The following is a 24716-nucleotide window of genomic DNA, read 5'->3' as shown; positions in this document are numbered from 1 at the left end:
GCCGCCGCAAGGGCCGCCCTGAACGCCACCGTTGTGTCCCCCGTACGTACCAACGACGCGAACTGCCCAGGATCACGGGCCGGAGGCAAGAACTTGGCGTGTCCCGGATCACGGCACGGCAACGACGGAACCATGGCAGGAACCGCCGACCGGCCGCGTACCGTCCCCTCCGGCACCGGCATAGTGGGGGCCGTCGGCCGCCGCCCGCACGGGCGCGGCCGCTGTCCATGCACAAGTTGACGTAGTCCCAGGGGGATCACGAGATGCGATCGATTCGTCCGCTGCTGACGGCGGCTTCCGCCGTCGCGGCGCTGACGCTCACCGTTACGGCCTGCGGACCGAGCGAGGAGAACGCGGGAGACAAGCCCAGCGCTTCCGCGACCGCCCAGAACCCGGTCGACAAGATCAAGATTCCGGAGGACCTGAAGGGTCGCCTGAAGGAGCACGGGATCGACGTCGACAAGTGGCGGAACGGCGAGTGGAAGAACTGGGACCGCGACAAGTGGCTGCGTGAGGCCCAGGACTTCGTCAACCCGATCATCGAGGACCTCTGGGACCCGGACCGGATGCGGGACGCCGAGCGCCCCGACAAGCCGGTCGAGGAGGAGGACATCTCGGGTGACGAGGGCGTGACCGACCCGACGCCGGCCCCGGTGCGGGCGAAGGCCGTGGCGGCGAAGTACCACGCCAACGCCCCGGAGTCCGGGAAGGTCTTCTTCGACGGCCCCGAGGGCTCGATGGTCTGCTCGGCCACGGTCGTGCAGGACCCGGCGCACCCCGGCAAGTCGAACATGGTGTGGACGGCCGGCCACTGTGTCCACAAGGGCAAGACGGGCGGCTGGTACCGCAACATCGCCTTCGTGCCCTCGTACAACGACTCCGCTCTGTCGACCGCCGACCTCGAGAAGGCGTCGCGGGAGCAGATCGCGCCGTACGGCGTGTGGTGGGCGGACTGGGTCAAGACCTCCGACCAGTGGATCGCCGAGGGCGCGTCCACGGGCGGTGCGGGCGCTCCTTACGACTTCGCGGTCATCAAGGTGACCCCGGAGAAGGGCGGCACGACCAAGTCCCTTGAGGAGACCGTCGGTTCGGCGCTTCCCGTGGACTTCAACGCGCCGGCGGTGCCGAAGATCGCGGCCATGAAGGCGACCGGTTACCCGGCGGCGCCGCCGTTCGACGGCCAGCGGATGTTCCAGTGCGAGGACAAGCCGGGCCGGCTGTCCCTGAAGGCGGAGCAGCCGACGATGTACCGCATCGGCTGCACGATGACCGGTGGTTCGTCCGGTGGCGGCTGGGTCGCCCAGGGCGGTGACGGCAAGCCGGCGCTGGTGTCGAACACCTCGATCGGCCCGTCGACGGCCGGTTGGCTCGCGGGTCCGCGCTTCGGTCCCGAGGCCAAGGCCATGTTCGACGAGGTCAGCAAGAAGTACGCCGGGCAGTAGGCGCGCGGGCGGGAGGCGGGGCCCTCGGGGCCTCGCCTCCCCCCATGCCCGGCCCCAGAGGGCTCTGCCCGGACCGGGAGAGCTCCCTGGTCCGCCCTTCGCTCGGCCGTTCGCGCGACCGGCATACTGTGCACCGCAAGTGACGCGTCCATGGCAACGTCAGGCGAGAACGCGCCGGAGACGCGGCCGCTTCCCGGACGCGGGAATCATCTTCAGGGGGAATTCACCACATGCGTTCCATACGACTCCTGCCCGCCGCTCTCGGCCTGGTCACCGCGCTCGCGCTGACCGCCACGGCCTGCGGCCCCACCGAGACCCCCGCGGCCGACAAGCCGGCCGCGGGAGCGAGCAGTTCCGCGTCGGGCACCGACGACGCGGCCACCGGAGACGGTGGCGCCGACCTCACCAAGGACCTCGCCGACAAGCTGAAGAAGCACGGCGTCGACCTGGACAAGTGGAAGGACGGCGAGTGGAAGAACTGGGACACGAACACCTGGCTGCGTGAGGCCGAGGACTTCGTCAACCCGGTCATCGACGGGCTCTGGGACCCGGCGCGGATGCAGTCCGCCAAGAGCCCCGACCCCACGATCACCGCGCAGGCCGGAGGCGGCGGCACCGACCCGACGCCCCGCCCCGTCAAGGCGCAGCGCGAGAAGACCCCGTACCACCGCAACGCGGCCCCGGTCGGGAAGATCTTCTTCGACTCACCGCAGGGCCACATGGTCTGCTCCGGCACCATCGTGAAGGACCCGCGCCGGCCCGGTAGGTCCAACCTGGTCTGGACGGCCGGCCACTGTGTCCACGCGGGCAAGAAGGGCGGCTGGTACCGCAACATCACCTTCGTCCCGGCCTTCAACGACCTGGGCAAGTCCCCCTCCGCGCTCAACAACGCGCAGGCGCACGAGATCTACCCGTACGGCCAGTACTGGGCCGACTGGGCCGTGACCTCGGGTGAGTGGATCAAGGCCGGTGGCACCAACCAGGCCTGGCCGTACGACTACGCCGTCCTGCACGTGCAGCCGCAGCGGGGCGGCAAGTCCCTGGAGGAGACCGTCGGTGCCGCGCTGCCGGTCGACTTCTCCGCCCCCGCGCCCGCGCAGTCCGGCACGATCGGCGCCTGGGGATACCCGCAGGCCGCCCCGTACAACGGCGTGATCATGCACAAGTGCCTGGACCGGGCGACGCGCATGACCACGGCCCCCGCCACTCCGGTGATGTACCGGATCGGCTGCACGATGACCGCGGGTTCGTCCGGCGGCGGCTGGTTCCGCGTGCTGCCGAACGGGAAGACGGCGCTCGTGTCGAACACCTCGATCGGCCCGGCCGGCAGCAACGGCTGGCTCGCGGGACCGCAGCTGGGCCGGGGCGCCAAGGCGGCCCACGAGATGGTCAGCAAGAAGTACGCCCGCTGACCCGTCCCGTCACGGCGCCCACCGTCATGACAGAAGGCGCCGGCCCCCTCCCTCGCGGGAGGAGGCCGGCGCCTTCGTCGTACGCGTCGGACCAGCGGTCCGTCGTACGTCAGGCCGAAGCCTGCGTCGTACGGCAGGTCAGTGCGCCGCGGGAACGTACGGAGCGAGCATCGCCGCCAGTTCCTCGTGCACCCGGGCCTTGAGCAGGGTGCCCTCCGGGGTGTGCTCCTCGGACTCGACCTCGCCCTCGGCGTGCACCCGCGAGACGAGACCGCCCTGCGTGTACGGCACGAGGGCTTCGAGCTCGACCTGCGGGCGGGGCAGCTCGGAGTCGATGAGCGCGAGCAGCTCCCGCATGCCCTGGCCCGAACGGGCCGAGACCACGATGGAGTGCTTCTCCATCCGCAGCAGTCGCTGGAGCACCAGCGGGTCGGCCGCGTCCGCCTTGTTGATGACGACGATCTCCGGCACGTTGACCGCACCGACGTCCCGGAAGACCTCGCGCACGGCGGCCAGCTGCTCCTCCGGCGCCGGGTGCGAGCCGTCCACCACGTGCAGGATGAGGTCGGAGTCGCCGACCTCCTCCATGGTGGAGCGGAACGCCTCGACCAGGTGGTGCGGCAGGTGCCGGACGAAGCCGACGGTGTCGGCCAGGGTGTAGACCCGGCCGGTGGGCGTCTCGGCCCGGCGGACGGTCGGGTCGAGCGTGGCGAACAGGGCGTTCTCCACGAGCACGCCCGCGCCGGTGAGGCGGTTGAGCAGGGACGACTTTCCGGCGTTCGTGTATCCGGCGATGGCGACCGACGGCACCTTGTTACGGCGCCGCTCCTGCCGCTTGATGTCACGGCCGGTCTTCATCTCCGCGATCTCCCGGCGCATCTTCGCCATCTTCTCGCGGATACGACGCCGGTCGGTCTCGATCTTGGTCTCACCGGGACCACGGGTGGCCATGCCGCCACCGCCGCCACCACCCATCTGACGGGAGAGCGACTGACCCCAGCCACGGAGGCGCGGCAGCATGTACTGCATCTGCGCGAGCGCGACCTGCGCCTTGCCCTCTCGGGACTTGGCGTGCTGGGCGAAGATGTCGAGGATCAGGGCGGTCCGGTCGACCACCTTGACCTTGACGACGTCTTCGAGGGCGATGAGCTGGCCGGGGCTGAGCTCTCCGTCGCAGACGACGGTGTCGGCACCGGTCTCGACCACGATGTCGCGCAGTTCGCGCGCCTTGCCGGAGCCGATGAAGGTCGCCGGGTCCGGCTTGTCACGGCGCTGGATCACGCCGTCGAGCACGAGGGCGCCCGCCGTCTCGGCGAGGGCCGCGAGTTCCGCGAGGGAGTTCTCCGCGTCCTGGACGGTCCCGGAGGTCCAGACACCGACCAGCACGACGCGCTCCAGGCGCAGCTGGCGGTACTCGACCTCGGTGACGTCCTCGAGTTCGGTGGAGAGGCCCACGACACGGCGCAGGGCCGCGCGCTCGGAACGGTCGAACTGGTCGCCGTCCCGCTCTCCGTCGATCTCGTGGCTCCAGGCGACGTCCTCTTCCATCAGGGCATCGGCCCGAAGGCTCTCGGTACGGCTCGTCTCCGCGAAGCTCTGCTCGTCCTGGGAAGGGGAAGAAGAGGAGGTCATTGGATCCTTACGTCGATTGCTTCCGTAGCGGCGCCGGTATCGGCGCGCCAGGGAGCGATGAGTCTTATGCCGTCACAACGCGTGAGGGCACGGGAAGATTCCCGGTCCGCCGGCCGCGTCGCCGACCTGAAGATGGTGACACGCCCCGGCGGGGCCCGTCATCCGGGTTTCGGGCCCGTCGTCCCCGCCGGGCCCGGGACCCGTCAGCCGTGCTTCGGGGCGGTCCGCGCGGTCCGGGCCGGGCTGCTGCGCCAGTCCGGGTGGCCGGGCATGGCCGGGGTCTTCGCCTCGTACAGCCAGCCGCGGAAGAAGGCGGTGAGGTCGCGCCCGGCGATCTCGCCGGCCAGGGCGACGAAGTCGGCGGTGGTGGCGGTGCCGTCCCGGTGGTCGGCGACCCAGCGCCGCTCCAGGCGCTCGAAGGCCTGGGTGCCGATCTCCTGGCGGAGCGCGTAGAGGACGAGGGCGCTGCCGTCGTAGACCACGGGCCGGAAGAGGCTGATCTTGTGGCCGGGCGAGGGCGGCTCGGGAGCGGCCGGGGGGCCGCCGTCGGCCCTCCACCCGTCGGAGGCGGCGTAGGCGGCCTTCATGCGGCGCTCCAGGGACTTGCCCGCGGTCTCCTCGGCGTACAGCGCCTCGTACCAGCTGGCGTGCCCCTCGTTGAGCCAGAGGTCGGACCAGGTCCGCGGCGAGACGCTGTCGCCGAACCACTGGTGGGCCAGCTCGTGCACCATGACCGAGTCGACGTACCACTCGGGGTAGCCCGGCTCGGTGAAGAGGCGGCGCTCGAAGAGCGACAGGGTCTGGGTCTCCAGCTCGAAGCCCGTGGTGGCGTCCGCGATGAGCACCCCGTACGTCTCGAAGGGGTACGGGCCGACCTTCCTCTCCATCCACTCCAGGTGGCCGGGGGTCCTGCGGAGCCAGGGCTCCATCAGCTCCCGGTCGGCGGTGCGCACCACGTCCCGTACGGGCAGGCCGTGGGGGCCCGACCGGTGCACGACGGCGGAGCGGCCGATGGACACCTGGGCGAGCTCGGTGGCCATGGGGTGGCTGGTGCGGTACGTCCAGGTCGTCGTGCCGCCCCGGGTGACCCGGCCGGTGGGCAGGCCGTTGGCGACGGCGGTGAGCTCGCTGGGGGCGGTCACGCGGAAGGTGAAGTACGCCTTGTCCGACGGGTGGTCGTTGGACGGGAAGACCCGGTGGGCGGCGTCCGCCTGGTTGGCCATGGCGAGACCGTCGCTGGTACGGACCCAGCCGCCGGTGTCGGCGGGACCGCTCGGGTCGCTGGTGTGGGTGACGGTGATCTCGATCGACTCGCCCTCGTCGATCGGCACGGCGGGGGTGACGACCAGGTCCTCGCCGCTGGTGGCGTACGTGGCGGCCAGGCCGTCGACGGTGACGGCGGAGACCGTGCCGTGGGTGAAGTCGAGGTTGAGCCGCTCCAGGTCGTCGGTGGCGAGCGCGTCGATCCGGGTCACCGCGGCCAGCGGCGCGGTGTTGACCCCGGGGTAGGTGAGGTCGACGGCGTACGACAGGACGTCGTAACCGGGATTGCCGAGGTGGGGGAAGAGCGGGTCCCCGATGCCGAGCGGCGCCGGGGCGGGCAGCGCGGCGGCGACCAGCCCGGCCGAGGCGGCGACCAGGACGGCGGAGCGGAGCCACCGCGCACGGGGCAGGGGCGTTCGGACGAGCGGCATGGGCCAGGCCTTTCCGGAGGACTGGCCCTACGGCTACCAGGGCCGCGCCCGCTCCCCCGGGCGGCGCGCTCGCCCGCCACTCGAAGGGGGACACGGCGGGGTCCGCCGCCGCGCCGGGCCGACGCCTCGCGGCACCGCCCCGCCCCCGGTGCATCGGGCCGGGCGGGTCAGGCCCGGCGGGGCTCCGGTGAGCGATGACGGGCGCGGCTCACGTCGTACACCCCGGGCACGTCCCGCATGGCCCGCATGAGGGCGGCGAGCCGGGCCACGTCGGGCAGGTGGAGGGTGTACGTGTGGCGGACACGCTGCTCGCTGGGCGGCTCGACGGTCGCGGAGACGACGGCGGCCCCGGCGACGGCGATGGCCTCGGTGAGGTCGGCGAGGAGGCCGGGCCGCCCGAAGGACTCCGCGACGAGGGTGACCCGGCCCTGGGTGGTGTCGCCCCAGCGGACGGCGACGGGTTCGCGGCCGAGCCGGCGCATGGTGTCGACGGCCGCGCAGCCGGTGCGGTGGACGGTGACGGATCCGCCGCGGACCCGGAAGCCGGTGATCTTGTCCGGCGGTACGGGGGTGCAGCAGCCGGCCGGACGGACGGAGGCGCGGGGCTCGCCCTCCAGGTCGGCGTGGAGTTCCGGACCGGAGCGGTGGTCGGCGGTGACGCCGGACTGGGGCCGGGAGCCGGTCGGGGCGACGGGCGGCGCGGTGCTCTCCGGATGGGCCTGGAGCCAGCCGGTGATCGCGATCCGGGCCGCGGGGGTACGGGCGTGGTCGAGCCACTCCGGGGACGGCCCGGAGACGGTGTCCTGGGCGAGCAGCAACTGGACGGTGTCCCCGTCGCCGAGGACGGTGCTGAGGGGGGCGAGGCGCCCGTTGACGCGGGCGCCGAGACAGGCGTGGGCGGCTTCGCCGTGCTGGGCGTAAGCGGCGTCGACGCAGCTGGCTCCGGCCGGGAGGCTGATCGTGCCGGGGGCGCTGCCGTCGGCGCGGAAGACGGTGATCTCGTCGTCCTCGGCGAGGTCGGCGCGGAGCGAGGTCCAGAAGGTGTCCGGGTCGGGGGCGGCCTGCTGCCAGTCGAGGAGCCGGGAGAGCCAGCCGGGGCGGGTGGGGTCGACCCGCTCACCGTCCTCGGCGACCGGCGCGCCGACGGAGGCGGGCGCGCCTGGTGCGTCTGATGCCTCTGGTGCGTCGCAGGGGGCCGGTGCGGCTGCCGATGTGGGGGCGGGTGCGGCTGCCGGTGCGCCTGACGTGGCGCGGGCGGCGGGCGTGATCCGTGCGGTGCGTGCGACGGGCGTGGCGCCGGCGGCAGCATCCCGTGCGCCGGCGGTTCCCTGGCGGCCGGTGTTCGCCGACGCCGAGGGACCCCCGACGGCCTGGGCGTCTCCGTCCGGGGTGCCGCCCGCCTGCGTCGCCGGCTCCTGCCCCACGTGGGGGTTGCCGAGGGCGACGACCCCCGCCTCCGCGACCGTGTGCATCCGGTGGGTGCGGATGAGGACCTCGGCCACGGCGCCGTCGGGGGCCGCGATGGCGGTGTGCAGGGACTGGTACAGGTTGAACTTGGGGGCCGCGATGAAGTCCTTGAACTCGGAGATCACCGGGGTGAAACAGGTGTGGAGCTCGCCGAGGACCGCATAGCAGTCGGCGTCCTCGGAGACCAGGACGAGGAGCCGCCCGAAGTCGCAGCCGCGCAGCTCACCGCGCTTGAGGCGGACGCGGTGGACGGAGACGAAGTGCCGGGGGCGGACGAGGACTTCGGCGCCGATGTCCGCCTCGCGCAGGACCGTCGAGACCTGCTCGGCGACGGCGGCGAGCGCGTCGCCCGCGTGCGGGTTCCCGGCGATGAGCGCGCGGGTGGTCTCGTACTCCTCGGGGTGGAGGATGGCGAAGACGAGGTCCTCCAGCTCGGTCTTGAGGGCCTGGACCCCGAGCCGTTCGGCCAGCGGGATGAGGACGTCCCGGGTGACCTTGGCGATCCTCGCCTGTTTCTCGGGCCGCATCACCCCGAGCGTGCGCATGTTGTGGAGCCGGTCGGCGAGCTTGATCGACATCACCCGGACGTCGTTGCCGGTGGCGACGAGCATCTTGCGGAAGGTCTCCGGCTCGGCGGCGGCGCCGTAGTCGATCTTCTCCACCTTGGTGACGCCGTCGACGAGGTAGGCGACCTCGACGCCGAACTCCCGGCGCACCTGATCGAGCGTCACATCGGTGTCCTCGACGGTGTCATGGAGGAGGGACGCGGTCAGGGTGGTGGTCTCCGCCCCGAGTTCGGCGAGGATCAGGGTCACCGCGAGCGGGTGGGTGATGTACGGCTCGCCGCTCTTGCGGAACTGGCCGCGGTGCGAGGACTCCGCGAGGACGTACGCCCGGCGCAGCACCGAGAGGTCGGCCTCGGGATGGTGGGCCCGGTGCGCCTCGGCGACATGGCTGATCGCGTCGGGCAGCCGGTCACGGGGGGCCGGTCCGGCGGTGGCGCCGAGCAGCGCGGCGCGGCCGATCCGGCGCAGGTCGATCCGGGCGCGTCCGCGTCTGCGGGCGGTCGCATCGGTGACGGCGGCTTCCGCCGCGCTCACAGGGTTGGTGGCCTCTGCGCTCATGGGGCACCTCCGGCAACGTCGACCGGCGGTGGGCGGGCCAGGCGTACCCGGGGGGCCGGTGCTTGATGCTACCGACCCCACCACGTGGCGCAGTCACCCTCTCGCTCAGCGTGAATCGGATCACCCATTCGAGCGACAAATCAGTCGTTGACTGTTTCGATTTCGTCGCTTCCTTCGATTCCCGCCGCCGCGGCGCTCGGCCTCAGCCGAGCCAGGCGGGGTCGACGGTGCCCTCGGCGACGATCACGGCGGGGCCCGTCATGTCGATCTGCCCGTCGGGGTGCTCGGTGATGACCAGCGTCCCGCCGAGCACGTCGACGGTGTACGTGACGGGGGTGCCGCTCTCGGCGGGGTCGGCGCCGTCCCGGCGGGCGGTGGCGACGGCGACGGCGCACGCGCCCGTGCCGCAGGAGCGGGTCTCGGCGGCGCCCCGCTCGTGGACCCGCATGGCGACGTGGCGGGGGCCCCGGTCGGCGACGAACTCGATGTTCACCCCGTCCGGGTAGACCGCGGCCGGCGTGTACGGCGGCTCGGTGAAGAGGTTGCCCGCGTGGCCGAGGTCCTCGACGAAGGCGACCGCGTGCGGATTGCCCATGTTCACGTTGCGCGCGGGCCAGCTGCGGCCGTCGACGGTGACGGTGACGCCGGCCTCGGGGAGGACCGCGCGCCCCATGGCGACGGTGACGGAGCCGTCCTTGTCGAGGTGGACGCGCTTGATCCCGCCGCGGGTGGCGACGGCGACCTCGCCGGCGGTGACGTGCCCGGCGTGCTCCAGGTAGCGGGCGAAGACCCGGACCCCGTTCCCGCACATCTCAGCGACCGAGCCGTCGGCGTTCCGGTAGTCCATGAACCACTCGGCCTCGTCGGCCATGTGCCGGGCCTCGGGGTGGGCGGCGCTGCGCACGACGTGCAGGAGGCCGTCGCCACCGATGCCGGCCCGTCGGTCGCAGAGGCGCGCGACGACGGCCGGGGGCAGGTCCACGGCGTTCTCCGCGTCGGGGACGATCACGAAGTCGTTCTCGGTGCCGTGGCCCTTGAGGAACCGGAGGGGCGGGAGCGGTGAGGTCTGCGCGCTGGTCACGAGATCAACTGTACGGGGTGGCCCCGACAGGCCGCCCATTCGTCCACAGGCCGGTCGGTACGCGGCCGTGGCCCCCGTCGCCCGGTCGGCTCCGTACAGGACCGCCCCGTCTCCCGGTCGGCTCCGTACGGGACCGTCCCGTCGTGCCGTCAGCGCAGGCGGGCGACGCGCCAGACCGCGAGGGCGACCAGCGCTGCGATCGTTGTCACGTACAGCGCGAGGTAACGCCAGTTGGGGCGCTCGCCCGAGCCGCGCTGCGGGAGGCCCGGCCAGGTGTAGCCGACCTTGCGGGCGGCCATCATGCCCCAGCCCGCCGCGCAGAAGCTGATCAGGAGACCCAGCATGGCGAGGACGGCGCCGCCGTCCCCCGAACCGAAGGCGAGGGGGAACGCGAACATCAGCGAGCCGACGGCCGCCAGACCCACGATCGGGGCGAGCTGCCAGATCCGCAGCCGGCGCTGGGGGCGCAGCTCGACCTCGACCTCGTCGGCGTCCACCTCGACGGCGGTTCCCACCGCGTCGTCGGGGCCGTCCGGGGTCAGCCCCGGGGCACCGCCCGGCAGGTCGTCGGTCGCATGGCCCGGTGTGTCACCCGTCGGGTCACCGAGCGCCGATTCGTGCTGTTCTCTGTCGCGAGGGCCGGCCTCCATCGCCACGCGCCCTCCCCACTCGGACTCCACTTGGTCGATCGATGCTCGATGATGGCACGCTCATGACCGCCGAAATGACGGGCGGGGCGTCCCGATGCCATCACGTGATCAGGCTGTAACCGCTCGTTCGACCAACGAGAGCGCCTGCCCAGGGAGTTCCCGCCGGTGATCCGCGGCTCCGCTGAGCCAGTGGACACGCGGGTCGCGGCGGAACCACGAGTCCTGGCGGCGGGCGAAGCGCTTGGTGGCGCGGACGGTCTCGGCGCGCGCCTCGTCCTCGGTGCACTCCCCCGCGAGCGCGGCGAGGACCTGCTGGTAGCCGAGGGCGCGGGCCGCGGTGCGGCCCTCGCGCAGGCCCTGGGCCTCCAGGGTGCGCACCTCGTCGACGAGGCCGGCCTCCCACATCCGGTCCACGCGCGTGGTGATCCGCTCGTCGAGCTCGGGGCGGCCCACGTCGACACCGATCTGCACGGTGTCGTAGACGGAGTCGGGGCCCGGCAGGTTGGCCGTGAAGGGCTTGCCGGTGATCTCGATCACTTCGAGGGCGCGGACGATCCGGCGCCCGTTGCTGGGCAGGATCGCGCGGGCCGCCTCGGGGTCCGCCTCGGCCAACCGGGCGTGCAGGACGCCGGGGCCGCGCTCCTCCAGTTCGGCCTCCAGCCGGGCCCGGACGGCGGGGTCGGTGCCGGGGAACTCGAGGGCGTCGACGGCGCCCCGTACGTACAGACCGGAGCCGCCGACGAGGACGGGGGTGCGGCCGGCGGCGAGCAGCCGGTCGATCTCGGCGCGGGCGAGCCGCTGGTACTCGGCGACGCTGGCGGCCTCCGTCACGTCCCAGATGTCGAGGAGGTGGTGCGGAACGCCTCCGCGTTCCTCCGGCGTCAGTTTGGCGGTCCCGATGTCCATCCCCCGGTAGAGCTGCATGGAGTCTGCGTTGACGACCTCGCCCCCGAGCTGCTGGGCCAGGAATACACCCAGATCGGACTTTCCGGCCGCTGTGGGGCCGACGACGGCGATGACCCGCGGGGCGGGAGCTGCGCTTCTCACCGCACCAGTCTCGCAAACCTCCCGGCCCGTCCCCGAATGAGCTACGTGACGGGCCTCATCCGGCTTCGTTGCCTGTTGCGAGGTTCCGGCCGTCGATCATCACGGAATCCGTCCCGTCCGAGTACGCTATGGAGTGAATATGGGCGTTTTTGCAATGTTTCGCCGTAAGAAGAAGGATGCGGCCGCGGTTTCGTCGGAGGAGACGGCGACCGGGGCCGTCGCTCCGGCGGCGGACGGCGACGCGGAGACGGAGTCCGGGACGGGCGCCCCGGAGGCCGTCACCGGAGCCGGGGCCGACTCGGCGGCGGGCGCGACCGCGGAAGCGGACGGCGTCGACACGGACGAGGTGGAGACCGCAGCGGTCGCCTCCGAGGTCGTGGAGGTCGTGGAGATCCCGAAGCAGCAGTCCGCCGAGGCCGCCGCGGACAACGAGGCCGGCGAAGGCGCCCGTAAGTAGGCAGCACACGGAACACGGACTCCTCGGGGGTCCTCGGAGGGAAGGTGCCCCATGGGTCTCCTGGATTCGCTGAAGGCAAAGCTCGCCCCGGCCAAGGACAAGGTCGCCGACCTCGCGCAGCAGCACGGGGGCAAGATCGATCACGGCATCGAGAAGGCCGCGAAGCTGGTCGACGAGAAGACCAAGGGCAAGTACAGCGACAAGATCCACTCCGGTACGGACAAGGCCAAGGACGCACTGGACCGGATCGGTCACAAGGACGACGGCACGCCGGGGAGCGGGGGCACCCCCGGGACAGGCCCGACGCCCGGCACCGGCCCCTTCCCCGGGACCGCCGGCCCCACGCCCGGCAGTGACCCCACGCCTGGCAGCGGCGGCACGACACCGCCGCCGAGCGCCTGACGGTCGGCGTCACCCGACAGTCCCTCCGCGCGGCGGACGGCCGCGGAGCACCTCGCTCCGCGGCCGTCCGCCGTTTTCGCAGGCATGTCTGCGTGCCGCGGCCTCAGGACCAGGCGGCCACGAAGTACCCCACGCCGTACGGGGCGTCCTCGAAGAGCAGCCGCCCGTCGAGGTCCGACCCCTCCGCGGCGCCCGCGAGGACCTGCCAGGGGGCGCGGCCTGCCGCCTTCAGCTCGTACGCGAGCTCCGGTTCCAGGGCGAGGAGTGCGGCCGCGTCCGCCGTGCCGAGGGCGCGGGCGGCCTCGGCGTCGAAGCCGGCGGCCCGCTCGTCGAGGTAGCCCGGGGCCTTCACGGTCCGGCAGGCGCTGCCGTCGCCCATCACCAGGAGGGCGACCCGCTCGGCCGAGTCGGCGAGGCCGCGGCCGATCCCGGCGCAGACGTCCGGCGTGGCCGTCGGCTCGACGCCCAGGCCCTTGATCGGCGCGTCGGCCCACGCGGTCCGGCCGAGGAGCCAGGCGCCGACGGCGAGGGAGGCGGGCAGGGGGCGGTCGGCGGCGGGCCGGCCCCCGCCGTCGTCGGCGGGGCCCCCGCCCTCGGCGGGCGATCCGCCGCCCGGGGGAACGGAGTCGCCGAGCCGTACGGAGAGGTCGACGCCGAAGCCCGCGAAGGAGCCGATCGAACCCGCCGGGAAGACGCCGTGGGCGCCTTCGTCGGCCGGCCCGACGACGTACAGCCGGTCGGGCCGCGCCGCGGCGAGCAGCCCGACGGCATCCGTACAGGCCGCCCGCGCGGCGTCCAGCTCGGGGGCGGCGCCGGTCGCGACCTCGGGCACGAGGAGCGGCGGGCAGGGGCAGACGGCGGCGGCGACAAGCATGATCGGCAGCCTACTGCGCGCCGCGGGCGGAGCCGGGCTCCCCGGGTCCGCTGACACGCCGTCCGCCGCGGCGCGCCGCTACTCGGGCGCCCCGGCCTTCGAGTCGTGGACCAGCTCGGCGATGCCCATCGTGATCTCGGTCAGCGTCACCGCGCCCTTGACGATGACCAGGTAGCTGTCGCCGCCCGGCATGCGGTACACCTCGCGCCACTTCTCCCGCATGGGCTCGCGGTACGTCCTGGTGGCGGCGAGCAGCGCCGTCCGGGCGTCCTCCCGGGTGCCGGTCACCCGGGAGACCACCTCGGTGAAGTAGGAGTCACCCGACCCGTACTGCGCGTAGACGATCCACTTCTCCATGCGTTCCCCCCACGGGTACGAACGGGTGTCAGTGGCTCCCGCAGGCCGGGACCTCGGCCGCCGGGAGCGGCTCCGGGACCCCGATCTTCGGCAGCCCGAGCAGCACGCCCGCCGGCTTCGCGGCGGCCGCGGTGGTGCGCTTCTCCCAGGCGTCGCCGGCGCGGGTGCGGCGCACCGCCGCGACGGCGCCCTCGGCGAGCAGGTGGTGCGGGGCGGCGTACGTGATCTCGACGGTCACGACGTCGCCGGGGCGGACGTCCTCGTCCGGCTTGGTGAAGTGGACCAGCCGGTTGTCGGGGGCGCGGCCCGAGAGGCGGTCCGTGGCGCCGTCCTTGCGGCCCTCGCCCTCGGCGACCATGACCTCCAGGGTGCGGCCGACCTGCTTCTTGTTCTCCTCCCAGGAGATCTCCTCCTGGAGGGCGACGAGCCGCAGGTAGCGCTCCTGCACGACCTCCTTGGGGATCTGGTTCTCCATGTCGGCCGCCGGCGTTCCGGGGCGCTTGGAGTACTGGAAGGTGAAGGCGTTCGCGAAGCGGGCCTCGCGCACGGCGTGCATGGTCTGCTCGAAGTCCTCCTCGGTCTCGCCGGGGAAGCCCACGATGATGTCGGTGGAGATGGCGGCGTGCGGGATGGCCGCGCGGACCTTCTCGATGATCCCGAGGAAACGCTCCTGCCGGTACGAGCGGCGCATGGCCCGGAGGATCGAGTCCGAGCCCGACTGCATCGGCATGTGGAGCTGCGGCATCACGTTCGGCGTCTCGGCCATCGCCGCGATCACGTCGTCGGTGAAGTCGCGGGGGTGCGGGGAGGTGAAGCGGACCCGCTCCAGGCCCTCGATCTGTCCGCAGGCGCGCAGCAGCTTGGAGAAGGCCTCGCGGTCGCCGAGGTCGGAGCCGTACGCGTTCACGTTCTGGCCGAGCAGGGTGATCTCGGAGACGCCCTCGGCGACGAGCGCCTCGATCTCGGCGAGGATGTCGCCGGGGCGGCGGTCCTCCTCCTTGCCGCGCAGGGCGGGGACGATGCAGAAGGTGCAGGTGTTGTTGCAGCCGACGGAGATCGAGACCCAGGCGGCGTACGCGGACTCGCGGCGGGTCGGCAGCGTCGAGGGGAAGGCCTCGAGCGACTCGGCGATCTCGATCTGCGCCTCCTCCTGCACGCGGGCGCGCTCCAGGAGGACGGGCAGCTTGCCGATGTTGTGCGTGCCGAAGACCACGTCGACCCAGGGGGCCTTGGAGACGATCGTCTCGCGGTCCTTCTGCGCGAGACAGCCGCCGACGGCGATCTGCATGCCGGGGCGGGTGGTCTTCATCGGGGCGAGCCGGCCGAGGTTGCCGTACAGCTTGTTGTCGGCGTTCTCGCGGACCGCGCAGGTGTTGAAGACGACGACGTCGGCGTCCCCGTCGGAGCCCTTGGGGGCCTTGACGTAACCCGCCTCTTCCAGCAGACCGGAGAGCCGCTCGGAGTCGTGGACGTTCATCTGGCACCCATAGGTGCGGATCTCATAGGTCTTGGTGCCGTCAACGCTCACTGCGGTGCTCCGGTCGCTGCTGCTCGTCATGCGTCCAAGGGTAGGCGGTCCTCGGAGAGCCTCGGGCCGGACCGGGAGCGGAGGCAGCGCCGGGCCGTCCGTCAGGAGCCGGGCCGCGCACCCGTGACCCTGCGGTTTTCCGCAGGGTCGGGCGTACGGAGAACCGCACCGTTGTGGGCGGGAACCCACATACCGGTGCTGAGCTGCGCTTCCTAGGTTCGAGGGAGAAGCGCGGGGCACCCGTCCCGCACCCTCCCGGCCGGCTTGGAGTCCTGTTCATGCACCTCGACCTCACGACCATCGCGATCGCCCAGCAGCCCGCCGACGGCGTCGCCGGCTGGGCCGCCGGCCTCGTCGACACGATGGGCGGCCCCGGAGCCGGCCTCGCCATCGCCCTGGAGAACCTCTTCCCGCCGCTGCCGAGCGAGGTGATCCTGCCGCTGACCGGATTCGCCGCCGGTCAGGGGGTGCTGAGCCTGGCTTCGGCACTGTTCTGGACGACGCTCGGCTCGGTGGTGGGAGCGGTGGCGCTCTACTGGATCGGGGTGCTCTTCGGCCGGGACCGGATGCACGCGCTCTGGCGGAGGCTGCCCCTGGTGAAGGCCTCGGACCTGGTCCGTACCGAGGAGTGGTTCGCCCGGCACGGCACCAAGGCCGTCTTCCTCGGGCGGATGGTGCCGATCTTCCGGAGCCTGATCTCGGTTCCCGCCGGTGTCGAGCGGATGCCGATGCCGCTCTTCATCATGCTCACCACGCTCGGCAGCCTCATCTGGAACAGCGTCCTCGTGGTGGCCGGCTACTGGCTGGGCGACCGCTGGGACGTCGTGGAGACCTCCGTGGGAGTCCTGTCGAAGGTGGTGCTCGGCATGGTCGCCGTCGCCGTCGCGGCCTATGTGGCGGTCCGGCTGCGCGGCCGCGGCCGAGCGGCCCAGCACCGGCGCGCGTCATGACCCTCGGCTCCCGCCCCACCGGTACGGCACCGCCTCCCGCGCGGCCCCGGCGATCTTGCCCGGGCTGTGCGGGCGCGTTAGGGTCGGGCCCCGTGCACGGGGACGGGGAGCCGGCGAGTACCGGGAACACCGCGGGTGGGAACGGGCCCGTCACCCGTACGACCGTCCCCTGGACCCGCCGCGGCCTCGGCACCCTCGTCGGCTGCGCGACCGCGCTGCTCGGCGCCCTCTTCTTCCTCACCGTCGGTACGGCCCTGGGCCCGTTCCTGCTCCAGCCGCGCAGCCGCGCCTGCGCCCTGGTGATCCTGATGGCCGGCGCACGGCGCCTGGCCACGGTCGAACGGGCCCGCCGCGCCGCCTTCTTCGGTGATCTCTTCCCCGGGCACTACAGGGCCTCGGACCAGAAGGTCCTGCGCTACCTCGCCGTCCGCTGCTGTACGGGACTCCTCTGCGCGGTCGTGATCGCGCTGCTCGTCTTCGGCGCCGTCCTGGCCGGAATCCTCGCGTACGGCGTGGGACGGGGCACCCTCGACTGGGACGAACTGCTCACCCAGGTGCTGCTCGGCGGTGTGCTGCTCTTCCTCGACGTCCAGGGCCTGCACTCACTGGCGGCGCTCGACGCCCGTACCGCCCGTGAGTGCTTCGGTCCCTCCGAGCGGGAGCTGCTCCAGCACCGTATCGACGAACTCGCCGCCAGCCGGGCCGCCGTCGTCGAGGCCGTGGACGCCGAGCGCCGGCGCATCGAGCGCGACCTCCACGACGGGGTGCAGCAGCGCCTGGTGGCGCTCGCCATGCTGATCGGGCGGGCCCGCAGAGGCCGCCATCCCGAGCAGGCCGACGCGCTGCTGCTCCAGGCGCACCAGGAATCCCAGAGTGTGCTGACCGAACTGCGCGAGGTGGCCTGGCGGGTGTACCCGTCGGCGCTGGACAGCCTCGGTCTCGAAGAGGCGATCGGCGGAGTCGCCGAGCGGAGCGGCATCCCGCTGCGGACCCGTTTCGAGGTCGCCGCGCCGTTGCCCCGGCCGGTCGAGACGGCCGCCTACTTCGTGGTGTCGGAGTCCGTGACGAACGCGGCCAAGCACTCCTCGGCCTCGGCGATCGCGGTGACCGTGGCTCTCGACGGAGCGCGGCTCACCGTACGGGTCGAGGACGACGGCACGGGCGGCGCGAGCGAGACGGGCAGCGGGCTGACCGGACTGCGCAGCCGGGTGGCCGCGCTCGACGGCGTGCTGCACATCCACAGCCCCCTCGGGGGACCGACCACCATCACCGCGGAGCTGCCGTGCGCGTAATCCTCGCCGAGGACTCGACCCTGCTGCGCGAGGGCCTGGTCAGGCTGCTCGCAGAGGAGGGCCATGAGGTGGTGGCGGCGTTCGGGGACGCGGTGACGCTGCTCAAGGAGGTCGAGGAGCGGCGGCCGGACGTCGTCGTGGTCGACATCCGGATGCCCCCGACGCATACCGACGAGGGGCTGCGGGCGGCCGTCGAGATCCGTGAGCGCCGGCCGGAGGTGGGCGTGCTCGTGCTCTCTCAGCACATCGAGCGCCATTACGCGGCCAAGCTCCTCGCGTCCAACGCCGAACGGGTCGGCTATCTCCTCAAGGACCGGGTGGCCCAGGTCGGGGAGTTCCTCGACGCGCTGGAGCGGATCCACTCCGGCGGGGCCGCCATCGACCCGGAGGTCGTACGGCAGCTGGTCGTCCGGACCACCCACGGGGATCCGCTCGCGCGGCTGACGCCGAGGGAGCGGACGGTCCTTGAGGCGCTGGCGGAGGGGCACACGAACGCGGCCATCGCGCAGAAGCTGCACATCTCGCTGAGTTCGGTGGAGAAGAACCTCAACACCGTCTTCGACAAGCTGGAACTGACCCACACGACCGGCTACAGCCGGCGGATCCTCGCGGTCCTCCGCTATCTGGAGTCGTGACCGGGGCGGCCGGGCGGCCTCGCCGGGGCGGTCGCCCGCCCCGGCGATCGGCCGGGCTCACCTCCGCCACTCGGCGAGGACCTCCTCCGTGTGCTCGCCGGGGAGGGGTGCGCGGTCCGGGGTCCCCGCGGGGGTGCGGTCGAAGCGAGAGGGCGGGGCAGGCTGGAGGACGGCGCTGTCGCCGATCGCCACGAAGGCCCCGCGGGCGGCGAGCTGGTGGTGTGCGGCGGCCTCCTCGGCCGTGAGGACCGGGGCGACCCCGGCGTCCACGGCGTCGAAGAGCTTCACCCAGTGCTCGCGGTCCCGGGTCGCGAAACGGGCCGCGATCAGCTCGCGCAGCGCGGGCCAGGCCGCCGGGTCGGAGCGGTCCGGGAGGCCGCCGTCCGTGAGGCCCAGCTGCTCCAGGAGGTTCTGGTAGAGCCGAGGCTCGATGGCGGCGACCGCGAGGTGGCGGCCGTCGGCGGCCCGGTAGAGCGAGTAGTGCGGGGCGTCGGTGACGGTGTGGTTGCCGGGGACCTCGCGCCACTGGTGGATCAGCGTGGAGATCAGGGCGGCGCCGTCCGCGAGCGCGGTGTCGACGACCTGGCCGCGGCCCGAGCGCTCCCGCTCGTGGAGCGCGGCGAGCAGCCCCTGGACATGGGCGTTGGCGCCGCCGGCGAAGCTGGAGAGGTACGCGGTCGGCGGCAGCACCGGGTCCCCGGTGGCCGGGTCGATGTCCAGAGCCCCGGTCAGGGCCAGGACCGCCAGGTCGTGGGCGGCGCGGCCGGCCCACTCGCCCCGCTGGCCCCAGCCGCTGACCCGCCCGTACACGAGGCGCGGGTTGCGGGCGTGGGCCGCCTCCGGCCCGATGCCGAGCCGGTCGGCGACGCCGGGGCGGAAGCCCTCGACCAGGATGTCCGCGTGCTCGACGAGCGACAGGGCCTGCTCGACGCCCTCGGGGCTCTTGAGGTCCAGGGCGACCGAGCGGCGCCCGCGGGAGAGCGGGTTCTCCGCCGGACGCGGCTCGTCGGGGCCCGCTTCCTTTCCGGCCGCCCGGTCGACCCGTACGACATCGGCGCCGAGCCCCGACAGGACGGTTCCGACGAACGCCGTCGGTGCCGAGCCCGCGAATTCCAGTACGCGTACTCCGGTCAGCGGTCCCGCCATGGCCAACTCCCTCGTGTCCAACGGTCTGTGATGCTTTCCACGCTATTTCGGGGGGCGGGGGAAGGGACTGCGGACATCCGTAGCGTCCGGAATTCGGCGGCGCCCGAGACTGGGGGAATTCCCCCTTTCCCGATGTCGAAAGGCATGACGAAATGGCCGTCGTCTACACCGCCGAGGTCACCTCCACCGGAGACGGGCGCAACGGCGCCGTGCGTTCCTCCGACGGGCTGCTCGACCTTCCGCTGTCGAGCCCCAAGGCCGTGGGAGGGTCCGGCACCGCGACCAACCCCGAGCAGCTCTTCGCCGCCGGCTACGCCGCCTGCTTCCACAGCGCGCTCCGGGTCTCCGCGCGCGAGTCCAAGGTCTCGCTCGCGGACGACACGGTCGTCGCCGAGGTGGCGCTCCACAAGGAGGAGAGCGGATTCCATCTGTCGGTCGTCCTCACCGTCGAACTTCCCGGACTCGACGCCGGCGAGGCCCGTCGCCTGGCCGACGCGGCGCACGGGCGCTGCCCGTACTCGAAGGCGATCCGGGGGAATGTCGAGGTGCGGGTGAACCTCGCCTCGTGACCCTCTTCTCATCGGTGCGGAGGTGAATCCGCACCGATGAGAATCCGTGCGGAGAGGAAAGGGGAAAGCCCCCGTGGTCCTGCCACGGGGGCTTTCCCTGTCTCTCGTCCGCGGCCCTGGCGTCAGGGCGTCGCCGCCGCTGCCGCCGCGGCCGCCGCCGGCAGTGCCTCGACCACCCGGCTCACCGCCCGGTCGTCGTGCGAGGCCGAGATGAACCAGGCCTCGAAGGGCGAGGGCGGCAGATAGACGCCGCGGCGCAGGAGCTCGTGGAAGAAGGGCGTGTAGCGGTACGACTCCGTGGCGCGGACGCCGTCGAAGTCGACGACCTCGTCCTCGGTGAAGAAGACGGAGAACATCGTCCCCGAGTACTGGACCCGGTGCGCCACGCCCTCCTTGGTCAGCGCCGCCGAGACCTCGCGGCCGAGCGTCGTCGAGACCTCGTCGAGCCGCTCGTACACCTCGGCGGTGCTGTGCCGCAGGGTGGCGAGGCCGGCGGCGGTGGCGACCGGGTTCCCCGAGAGGGTGCCCGCCTGGTAGACGGGCCCGGCCGGGGCCAGGTGGGCCATCACGTCGGCGCGGCCGCCGAAGGCCGCCGCCGGGAAGCCGCCGCCCATGACCTTGCCGAAGGTCAGCAGGTCGGGGGCGACGCCGTCCCGGCCGTACCAGCCGGAGCGGCTGGCCCGGAAGCCGGTCATCACCTCGTCGGAGATGAAGAGGGCGCCGTGGCGGGCGGTGATCTCCTTGAGGCCCGCGTTGAAGCCGGGCAGCGGCGGCACGGCGCCCATGTTGCCGGGGGCGGCCTCCGTGATCACGGCGGCGATCTCGTCGCCGATCTCCGCGAAGACCTTCTCGACGGAGGCCAGGTCGTTGTAGGGCAGGACGATCGTGTCGCTCGCCTGTGCCCCGGTGACGCCCGGGGTGTCGGGGAGGGCGAAGGTCGCCAGGCCGGAGCCGGCCGAGGCGAGCAGCGCGTCCACGTGGCCGTGGTAGCAGCCGGCGAACTTCACGATCTTGCCGCGCCCGGTGAAGCCGCGGGCGAGGCGGATGGCCGACATCGTCGCCTCGGTGCCGGAGCTGACGAGGCGGACCTGCTCGACCGGGGCGACCCGCTCGACGATCTCCTCGGCGAGCTCGACCTCCCCGGTGGACGGCGCGCCGAAGGAGGTGCCGAGCGAAAGGGCCCGGGTGACCGCCTCGACGACCGCCGGGTGCCGGTGGCCCAGGATCATCGGGCCCCAGGAGCAGATCAGGTCGACGTACTCGTTGCCGTCGGCGTCGGTGAGGTACGGGCCCTGGGCCGAGGCCATGAAGGGCGGGGTGCCGCCGACGGCCCCGAAGGCGCGCACCGGGGAGTTGACGCCGCCGGGGGTGACCCGGCGGGCCCGCTCGAAGAGCGCTCTGCTCGCGGTCCCTGCGCCGCTCATCGCCCGGCCTCCTCGGGGGCCTCGAAGCCGAGGGCCGCGTCGAGGACGACGGCGCCCTTCGGCAGGACGCGGACCGGGTTGAGGTCCAGGGCGAAGCCCGGAGGCCAGTCCTGCACCAACTCGCCGACCTTGTGAAGCAGTTCGGCGGCGGCTTCGATGTCCACCGCGGCCCGCCCGCGCGTCCCGCCGAGTATCCTCGCGCCGCGCAGTCCGGCGAGGAGTTCGGCCCCCTCGCCGGGAGCGAGCGGCAGGAGCCGGTGGCCGACGTCGTCCAGGACCTCGGTGAGGATCCCGCCGAGACCGGCGGTGAGCACCGGGCCCAGGTCGGTGGTGTGGACGCCGACGATCAGCTCGACGCCCTCGCCCTTCTCGTCGATCAGCTCCTCGACGAGCACCTGTCCGCCGAGGGCGGCGAGGCGGGCGTGGACCTCGGGCGCGGTGTCGGCGGTGACGCCGATCTCCACTCCCCCGGCCTCCGTCTTGTGGAGCAGGCCGGGTACGACGGCCTTGAGCACCGCCGTGCCGCCGACCTCGGTCACGGCGCGCGCCGCGTCCTCGGCGTTCTCGGCGATCCGGCCCTTCGGCACCGCGATCCCGGCCTCGGCGAGGAGCCGCTTCAGCTCGGGCTCGGTGGCCTCGGCGCCGGGGCCGGGCACGGTCCCGGGGCGCGGGGCGTCCGGCAGGGTGCGGGGGCGGCTGACCTCCCAGAGGGCGGCGGCAGCGCGCAGGGCGCGGGCCGGCGTCGGGTACTCGGGGAGTCCGGCCTCGCGCAGGTCGCGCGGGGCGTCGGGGGCGAGGAAGTCGGCGCCGGTGCGGGCGACGAGGATGGGCTTGCCGCCCTTCTCGGCGGCCCGGGAGAGGGCGTTGACGGCCTTCTCGACATCGGGTCCGGCCATCACGCAGAAGGCGGCGACGATGATGTCGACGGTGTCGTCGGCGATCAGGACGTCCAGGGAGCGGTCGAAGAGCGACGGGTCGCTGAGGACGGTGGCCGTGATGTCGACGGGGTTGTCGATGGCCCCGAAGGCGGGGACGATCTCGGCGAGCGCCTCCTTGCTGCGCGGCTCCAGGGCGCTGAGCTCCAGGCCGTGGGCCTCGACGGCGTCGGCGGCGAGGATGCCGGAGCCGCCGGAGGTGGTGACGACGGCGACGCGGTTCCCGGCGGGGCGCCGCTCGGACTCGAAGACCCGTGCCACGTCGAGGAGTTCGTCGATGTCGTCGACGCGGACGATGCCGAGGCCGCGCAGGGCCGCGTCCAGGACGCGGTCGTCGGTGGCGAGGGCGCCGGTGTGCGAGGCGGCGGCCCGGCCGCCGGCCTCGGTACGGCCCGACTTGAGCAGGGCCACGGGCTTGCCGGAGCCGGCCAGTTCGCGGAGCGTCCCGATGTCCGGGGTGTCCTCCAGGTAGCCGAGCAGACCGGTGACTTCGGGAACGGTGGCGAGTTCGCGGAGGACTTCGAGGGCGGTGACGTCGGCGTCGTTGCCGGTGCTGACGACCCAGCCGGGGCGCAGGCCGCGCTCCAGGGCGAGGCTGGCGGCCCCGAAGCCGAGGGCGCCGCTCTGGCTGACGAAGGCGAGGGTGCCGGGCTCGAAGGGTACGGACTCGGCGCCGAAGAGGGGGCTGAAGGTGGCGAGGACACGGTTCTCGTACCCGACGGCGCCGATGCAGTTCGGGCCGATGATCCGCAGACCGCCGGCGCGGGCCTTGGCGACGATCTCGTCCTGGAGGCGGGCGCCCTCCTCGCCCGTCTCGGCGAAGCCGGAGGAGGCGATGACGGCGAGCTTGACGCCGGCGGCCACGCAGTCGTCGACGGCGCCGGCGACCCGTTCGGCGGAGACCATGATCAGGGCCAGGTCGACGGGGCCCGGGGCGTCCTTCACGCTGGGGTACGCGGGGACGCCGAGGATCTCCGGGGAGCGCGGGTTGACCGGCAGGATGCGGCCCTTGTAGCCGTACCGGAGGAGGTAGTCGAGCGGCTTGCGGCCCAGGGCGCCGGGGCGCTCGCTGGCGCCGATGACGGCGATGGATTCGGCTTCCCAGAGAGCCGAGATGTCACTCATGCGATGGCCTCGATCTTCGTCTCGTTCTGTGCGTTCGGGTCGTTCGGGTCGTTCTGTACGTTCGGGTCGTTCGGGTCGTTCTGTACGTTCGGGCTCTTCTGTGCGTCCGGGTCGTTCTGTGCGTCCGGGCCGTGCGGGGTGGCGCTCGCGGCGCCGCCCTCGGCCTCCGCCGCCGCGAAGAGGCGGGTGAAGGCGGCGATGTGCCGGGCGCCGTCCGGGTCGGCCGCCAGCTCGCGCACCAGGACGGTGGGCTGGTGCAGGGCCTTGTCGACGATGCGCCGTACGCTGCGGTCGATCTCCCGGCGCACCGTGCCGTCGATGCCGTCCAACCGGCGCGCGAGCCGGTCGAGTTCGGCCTCGGCGGCCTCGGTGGCGGCGGTCCGCAGCGCGGTGAGGACCGGCTTGGCGCCGGCGAGCCGCAGTCCGGTGCGGAACTGCTCGACCTCCGCGTCGATCAGCTCGTGCGCGGCCTGGACGCTGGCCGCCGAGATCTCGTCCTCCTGGCCCTCCTCCGCGATCCGGCGGAGGTCGACGAAGGTGACGCCGGGCAGTTCGGCCGCGCCGGGCGCGATGTTGTGCGGCAGGGACAGGTCGAGCAGGAACAGCTCGCGGCCGTCCCGGGCGGCGAGCGCCTCCTCGACGTCCCGGGCGGAGACGAGGTGGCCGGTGGCGGCGGTGGCGCCGACGACCACGTCCACCTCGGTGAGCAGCCGGGGCAGGTCCGTCAGGTCGTACCCGACTCCCCCGGTGGTCTCGGCGAGCCGCTGCGCCTTCTCCGGGGTGCGGTTGGCGACGTGCACCCGGTCGAGGCCGGAGCGGCGCAGCGCGGCGACGACGACCCCGGCGAAGGCGCCCGCGCCGATGACCAGGGCGGTCTTGCCGTGCAGGGAGCCGACCCGGCGCTCGAAGAAGCCGAGTCCGGCGGTGGCGAGCGAGCGGCCCGCCTCGTTGAGCCCGGTCTCGTTGCGGGCCCGCTTGCCGACCCGCAGGGCGGTCTGCACGGCCTTGGCGAGGACCCGGCCGGTCCGGTCGAGCCGCTGGGACCGTTCGAGGCCCAGCTTCACCTGGCCGAGGATCTGGTCCTCGCCGACCACGACCGATTCGAGGCCGGAGGCCACGGCGAACAGATGGCGTACGGCTCCGTCGGCGTGGTGGCTGTAGAGGTGCGGGGCGATCTCGTCGTGGTCGACGCCGGTGTGCTCCGCGAACAGCCGTCCGAGTCCGGTCAGTTCGCCGGCGCCCGCCGGTTCGCCCGCGCCCCCGAAGCCGGTGGGGCCGCCCCGGGTCTCGGCGTAGATCTCCAGGCGGTTGCAGGTGGAGACGACGACGGCGGCGTCGATGCCGTCGACGGAGGTGACGTCGGAGACGAGGTCCTCGGCCGGGCGGTCGGTGCCGGCGAGTCTCTCCAGGAGGTCGAGGGGGGCGCTGGCATGGCTGATGCCGAGGACCAGCATGGTGGAGGACGGGCTCACC

21 protein-coding genes are annotated in these 24716 nt (G+C 73.0%); 8 read left to right on the top strand and 13 right to left on the bottom strand.

Annotated elements, in window-relative coordinates:
- The first annotated feature begins 263 nt into the window (after window positions 1-263).
- Window positions 264-1442 carry a trypsin-like serine peptidase gene (locus ACIP8Z_RS36360; RefSeq protein ID WP_402091053.1) on the top strand — a complete coding sequence of 393 codons (1179 nt, stop codon included), beginning with the start codon at window positions 264-266 and terminating at the stop codon, window positions 1440-1442.
- A gap of 230 nt (window positions 1443-1672) precedes the next feature.
- Entirely contained in the window at window positions 1673-2854 is a 1182-nt protein-coding gene (locus ACIP8Z_RS36355) for a trypsin-like serine peptidase (RefSeq protein WP_402091051.1), read from the top strand.
- Window positions 2855-2992: 138 nt separating this feature from the next.
- Here ACIP8Z_RS36355 and hflX read toward each other — a convergent pair whose 3' ends face one another.
- The 6 genes from hflX to miaA all read right to left on the bottom strand — a co-directional run bounded on the left by hflX (window position 2993) and on the right by miaA (window position 11549).
- Window positions 2993-4486: a GTPase HflX gene (gene hflX / locus ACIP8Z_RS36350; protein ID WP_383864312.1), complete on the bottom strand. Its 1494-nt coding sequence runs from the start codon at window positions 4484-4486 to the stop codon at window positions 2993-2995.
- A gap of 203 nt (window positions 4487-4689) precedes the next feature.
- Complete coding sequence (locus ACIP8Z_RS36345) at window positions 4690-6180, bottom strand: M1 family metallopeptidase (protein WP_402091049.1); 1491 nt, start codon at window positions 6178-6180, stop codon at window positions 4690-4692.
- 167 nt (window positions 6181-6347) lie between these two features.
- Window positions 6348-8771, bottom strand: a complete 2424-nt coding sequence (locus ACIP8Z_RS36340; protein WP_402091047.1) for a RelA/SpoT family protein — start codon at window positions 8769-8771, stop codon at window positions 6348-6350.
- Between the two features lie 202 nt (window positions 8772-8973).
- Window positions 8974-9852: a diaminopimelate epimerase gene (gene dapF / locus ACIP8Z_RS36335; RefSeq protein ID WP_402091045.1), complete on the bottom strand. Its 879-nt coding sequence runs from the start codon at window positions 9850-9852 to the stop codon at window positions 8974-8976.
- Between the two features lie 149 nt (window positions 9853-10001).
- Window positions 10002-10502 (bottom strand): hypothetical protein, encoded by a 501-nt coding sequence (locus ACIP8Z_RS36330; RefSeq protein WP_402091159.1) that lies wholly within the window; start codon window positions 10500-10502, stop codon window positions 10002-10004.
- A 108-nt stretch (window positions 10503-10610) separates the two neighbouring features.
- On the bottom strand, window positions 10611-11549 hold the full coding sequence (gene miaA, locus ACIP8Z_RS36325) for a tRNA (adenosine(37)-N6)-dimethylallyltransferase MiaA (protein WP_402091043.1): 939 nt from the start codon (window positions 11547-11549) through the stop codon (window positions 10611-10613).
- A 139-nt stretch (window positions 11550-11688) separates the two neighbouring features.
- Between miaA and ACIP8Z_RS36320 the strand changes: the two genes are divergently transcribed.
- Together ACIP8Z_RS36320 and ACIP8Z_RS36315 are read left to right on the top strand one after the other, a co-directional pair.
- Window positions 11689-12006 carry a hypothetical protein gene (locus ACIP8Z_RS36320; protein ID WP_402091041.1) on the top strand — a complete coding sequence of 106 codons (318 nt, stop codon included), beginning with the start codon at window positions 11689-11691 and terminating at the stop codon, window positions 12004-12006.
- 51 nt (window positions 12007-12057) lie between these two features.
- A complete protein-coding gene (locus tag ACIP8Z_RS36315) occupies window positions 12058-12408 on the top strand; it encodes an antitoxin (protein ID WP_402091039.1) in 351 nt (116 codons plus the stop codon).
- A gap of 103 nt (window positions 12409-12511) precedes the next feature.
- Here ACIP8Z_RS36315 and ACIP8Z_RS36310 read toward each other — a convergent pair whose 3' ends face one another.
- The 3 genes from ACIP8Z_RS36310 to miaB form a co-directional block, all read right to left on the bottom strand.
- Entirely contained in the window at window positions 12512-13282 is a 771-nt protein-coding gene (locus ACIP8Z_RS36310; protein ID WP_402091037.1) for a class III extradiol dioxygenase subunit B-like domain-containing protein, read from the bottom strand.
- Window positions 13283-13360: 78 nt separating this feature from the next.
- Window positions 13361-13639 carry a hypothetical protein gene (locus tag ACIP8Z_RS36305; protein ID WP_402091035.1) on the bottom strand — a complete coding sequence of 93 codons (279 nt, stop codon included), beginning with the start codon at window positions 13637-13639 and terminating at the stop codon, window positions 13361-13363.
- 28 nt (window positions 13640-13667) lie between these two features.
- Window positions 13668-15197, bottom strand: coding sequence for a tRNA (N6-isopentenyl adenosine(37)-C2)-methylthiotransferase MiaB (miaB, locus tag ACIP8Z_RS36300; RefSeq protein ID WP_319320469.1), 1530 nt, complete (start codon window positions 15195-15197; stop codon window positions 13668-13670).
- A 248-nt stretch (window positions 15198-15445) separates the two neighbouring features.
- Here miaB and ACIP8Z_RS36295 point away from each other — a divergent pair, with 248 nt between their 5' ends.
- The 3 genes from ACIP8Z_RS36295 (at window position 15446) to ACIP8Z_RS36285 (ending at window position 18044) form a co-directional block, all read left to right on the top strand.
- Window positions 15446-16117, top strand: coding sequence for a DedA family protein (locus ACIP8Z_RS36295; RefSeq protein ID WP_402091033.1), 672 nt, complete (start codon window positions 15446-15448; stop codon window positions 16115-16117).
- A 92-nt stretch (window positions 16118-16209) separates the two neighbouring features.
- Window positions 16210-17409, top strand: a complete 1200-nt coding sequence (locus tag ACIP8Z_RS36290) for a sensor histidine kinase (protein WP_402091031.1) — start codon at window positions 16210-16212, stop codon at window positions 17407-17409.
- Window positions 17400-18044, top strand: coding sequence for a response regulator (locus ACIP8Z_RS36285; protein ID WP_402091029.1), 645 nt, complete (start codon window positions 17400-17402; stop codon window positions 18042-18044). The genes ACIP8Z_RS36290 and ACIP8Z_RS36285 overlap by 10 nt, the downstream gene beginning before the upstream one ends.
- Window positions 18045-18101: 57 nt before the next feature.
- Here the strand turns inward: ACIP8Z_RS36285 and ACIP8Z_RS36280 are convergent, their stop codons facing one another.
- A complete protein-coding gene (locus ACIP8Z_RS36280) occupies window positions 18102-19190 on the bottom strand; it encodes a CaiB/BaiF CoA transferase family protein (protein WP_402091027.1) in 1089 nt (362 codons plus the stop codon).
- 152 nt (window positions 19191-19342) lie between these two features.
- On the opposite strand from ACIP8Z_RS36280, the gene ACIP8Z_RS36275 reads away from it, so the two are divergent.
- Window positions 19343-19759 (top strand): organic hydroperoxide resistance protein, encoded by a 417-nt coding sequence (locus tag ACIP8Z_RS36275; protein WP_402091025.1) that lies wholly within the window; start codon window positions 19343-19345, stop codon window positions 19757-19759.
- Between the two features lie 122 nt (window positions 19760-19881).
- Here the strand turns inward: ACIP8Z_RS36275 and hemL are convergent, their stop codons facing one another.
- The 3 genes from hemL to hemA are packed head-to-tail and all read right to left on the bottom strand — an operon-like array spanning window position 19882 to window position 24715.
- Entirely contained in the window at window positions 19882-21183 is a 1302-nt protein-coding gene (gene hemL / locus ACIP8Z_RS36270; RefSeq protein WP_402091023.1) for a glutamate-1-semialdehyde 2,1-aminomutase, read from the bottom strand.
- Window positions 21180-23243, bottom strand: coding sequence for an acetate--CoA ligase family protein (locus tag ACIP8Z_RS36265; RefSeq protein WP_402091021.1), 2064 nt, complete (start codon window positions 23241-23243; stop codon window positions 21180-21182). The genes hemL and ACIP8Z_RS36265 overlap by 4 nt, the downstream gene beginning before the upstream one ends.
- The gene (gene hemA / locus ACIP8Z_RS36260) at window positions 23240-24715 is read right to left on the bottom strand and encodes a glutamyl-tRNA reductase (protein WP_402091019.1); all 1476 of its coding nucleotides are present in this window, start codon (window positions 24713-24715) and stop codon (window positions 23240-23242) included. Before hemA ends, ACIP8Z_RS36265 begins: the two co-directional genes overlap by 4 nt.
- Window position 24716 lies beyond the last annotated feature (1 nt).

Origin of the sequence: Streptomyces sp. NPDC088553, from assembly GCF_044752965.1 — a bacterium.
In the GTDB taxonomy this organism is placed as follows: Bacteria; Actinomycetota; Actinomycetes; order Streptomycetales; family Streptomycetaceae; genus Streptomyces.
This window is presented reverse-complemented; position numbering and strand designations above follow the sequence as displayed.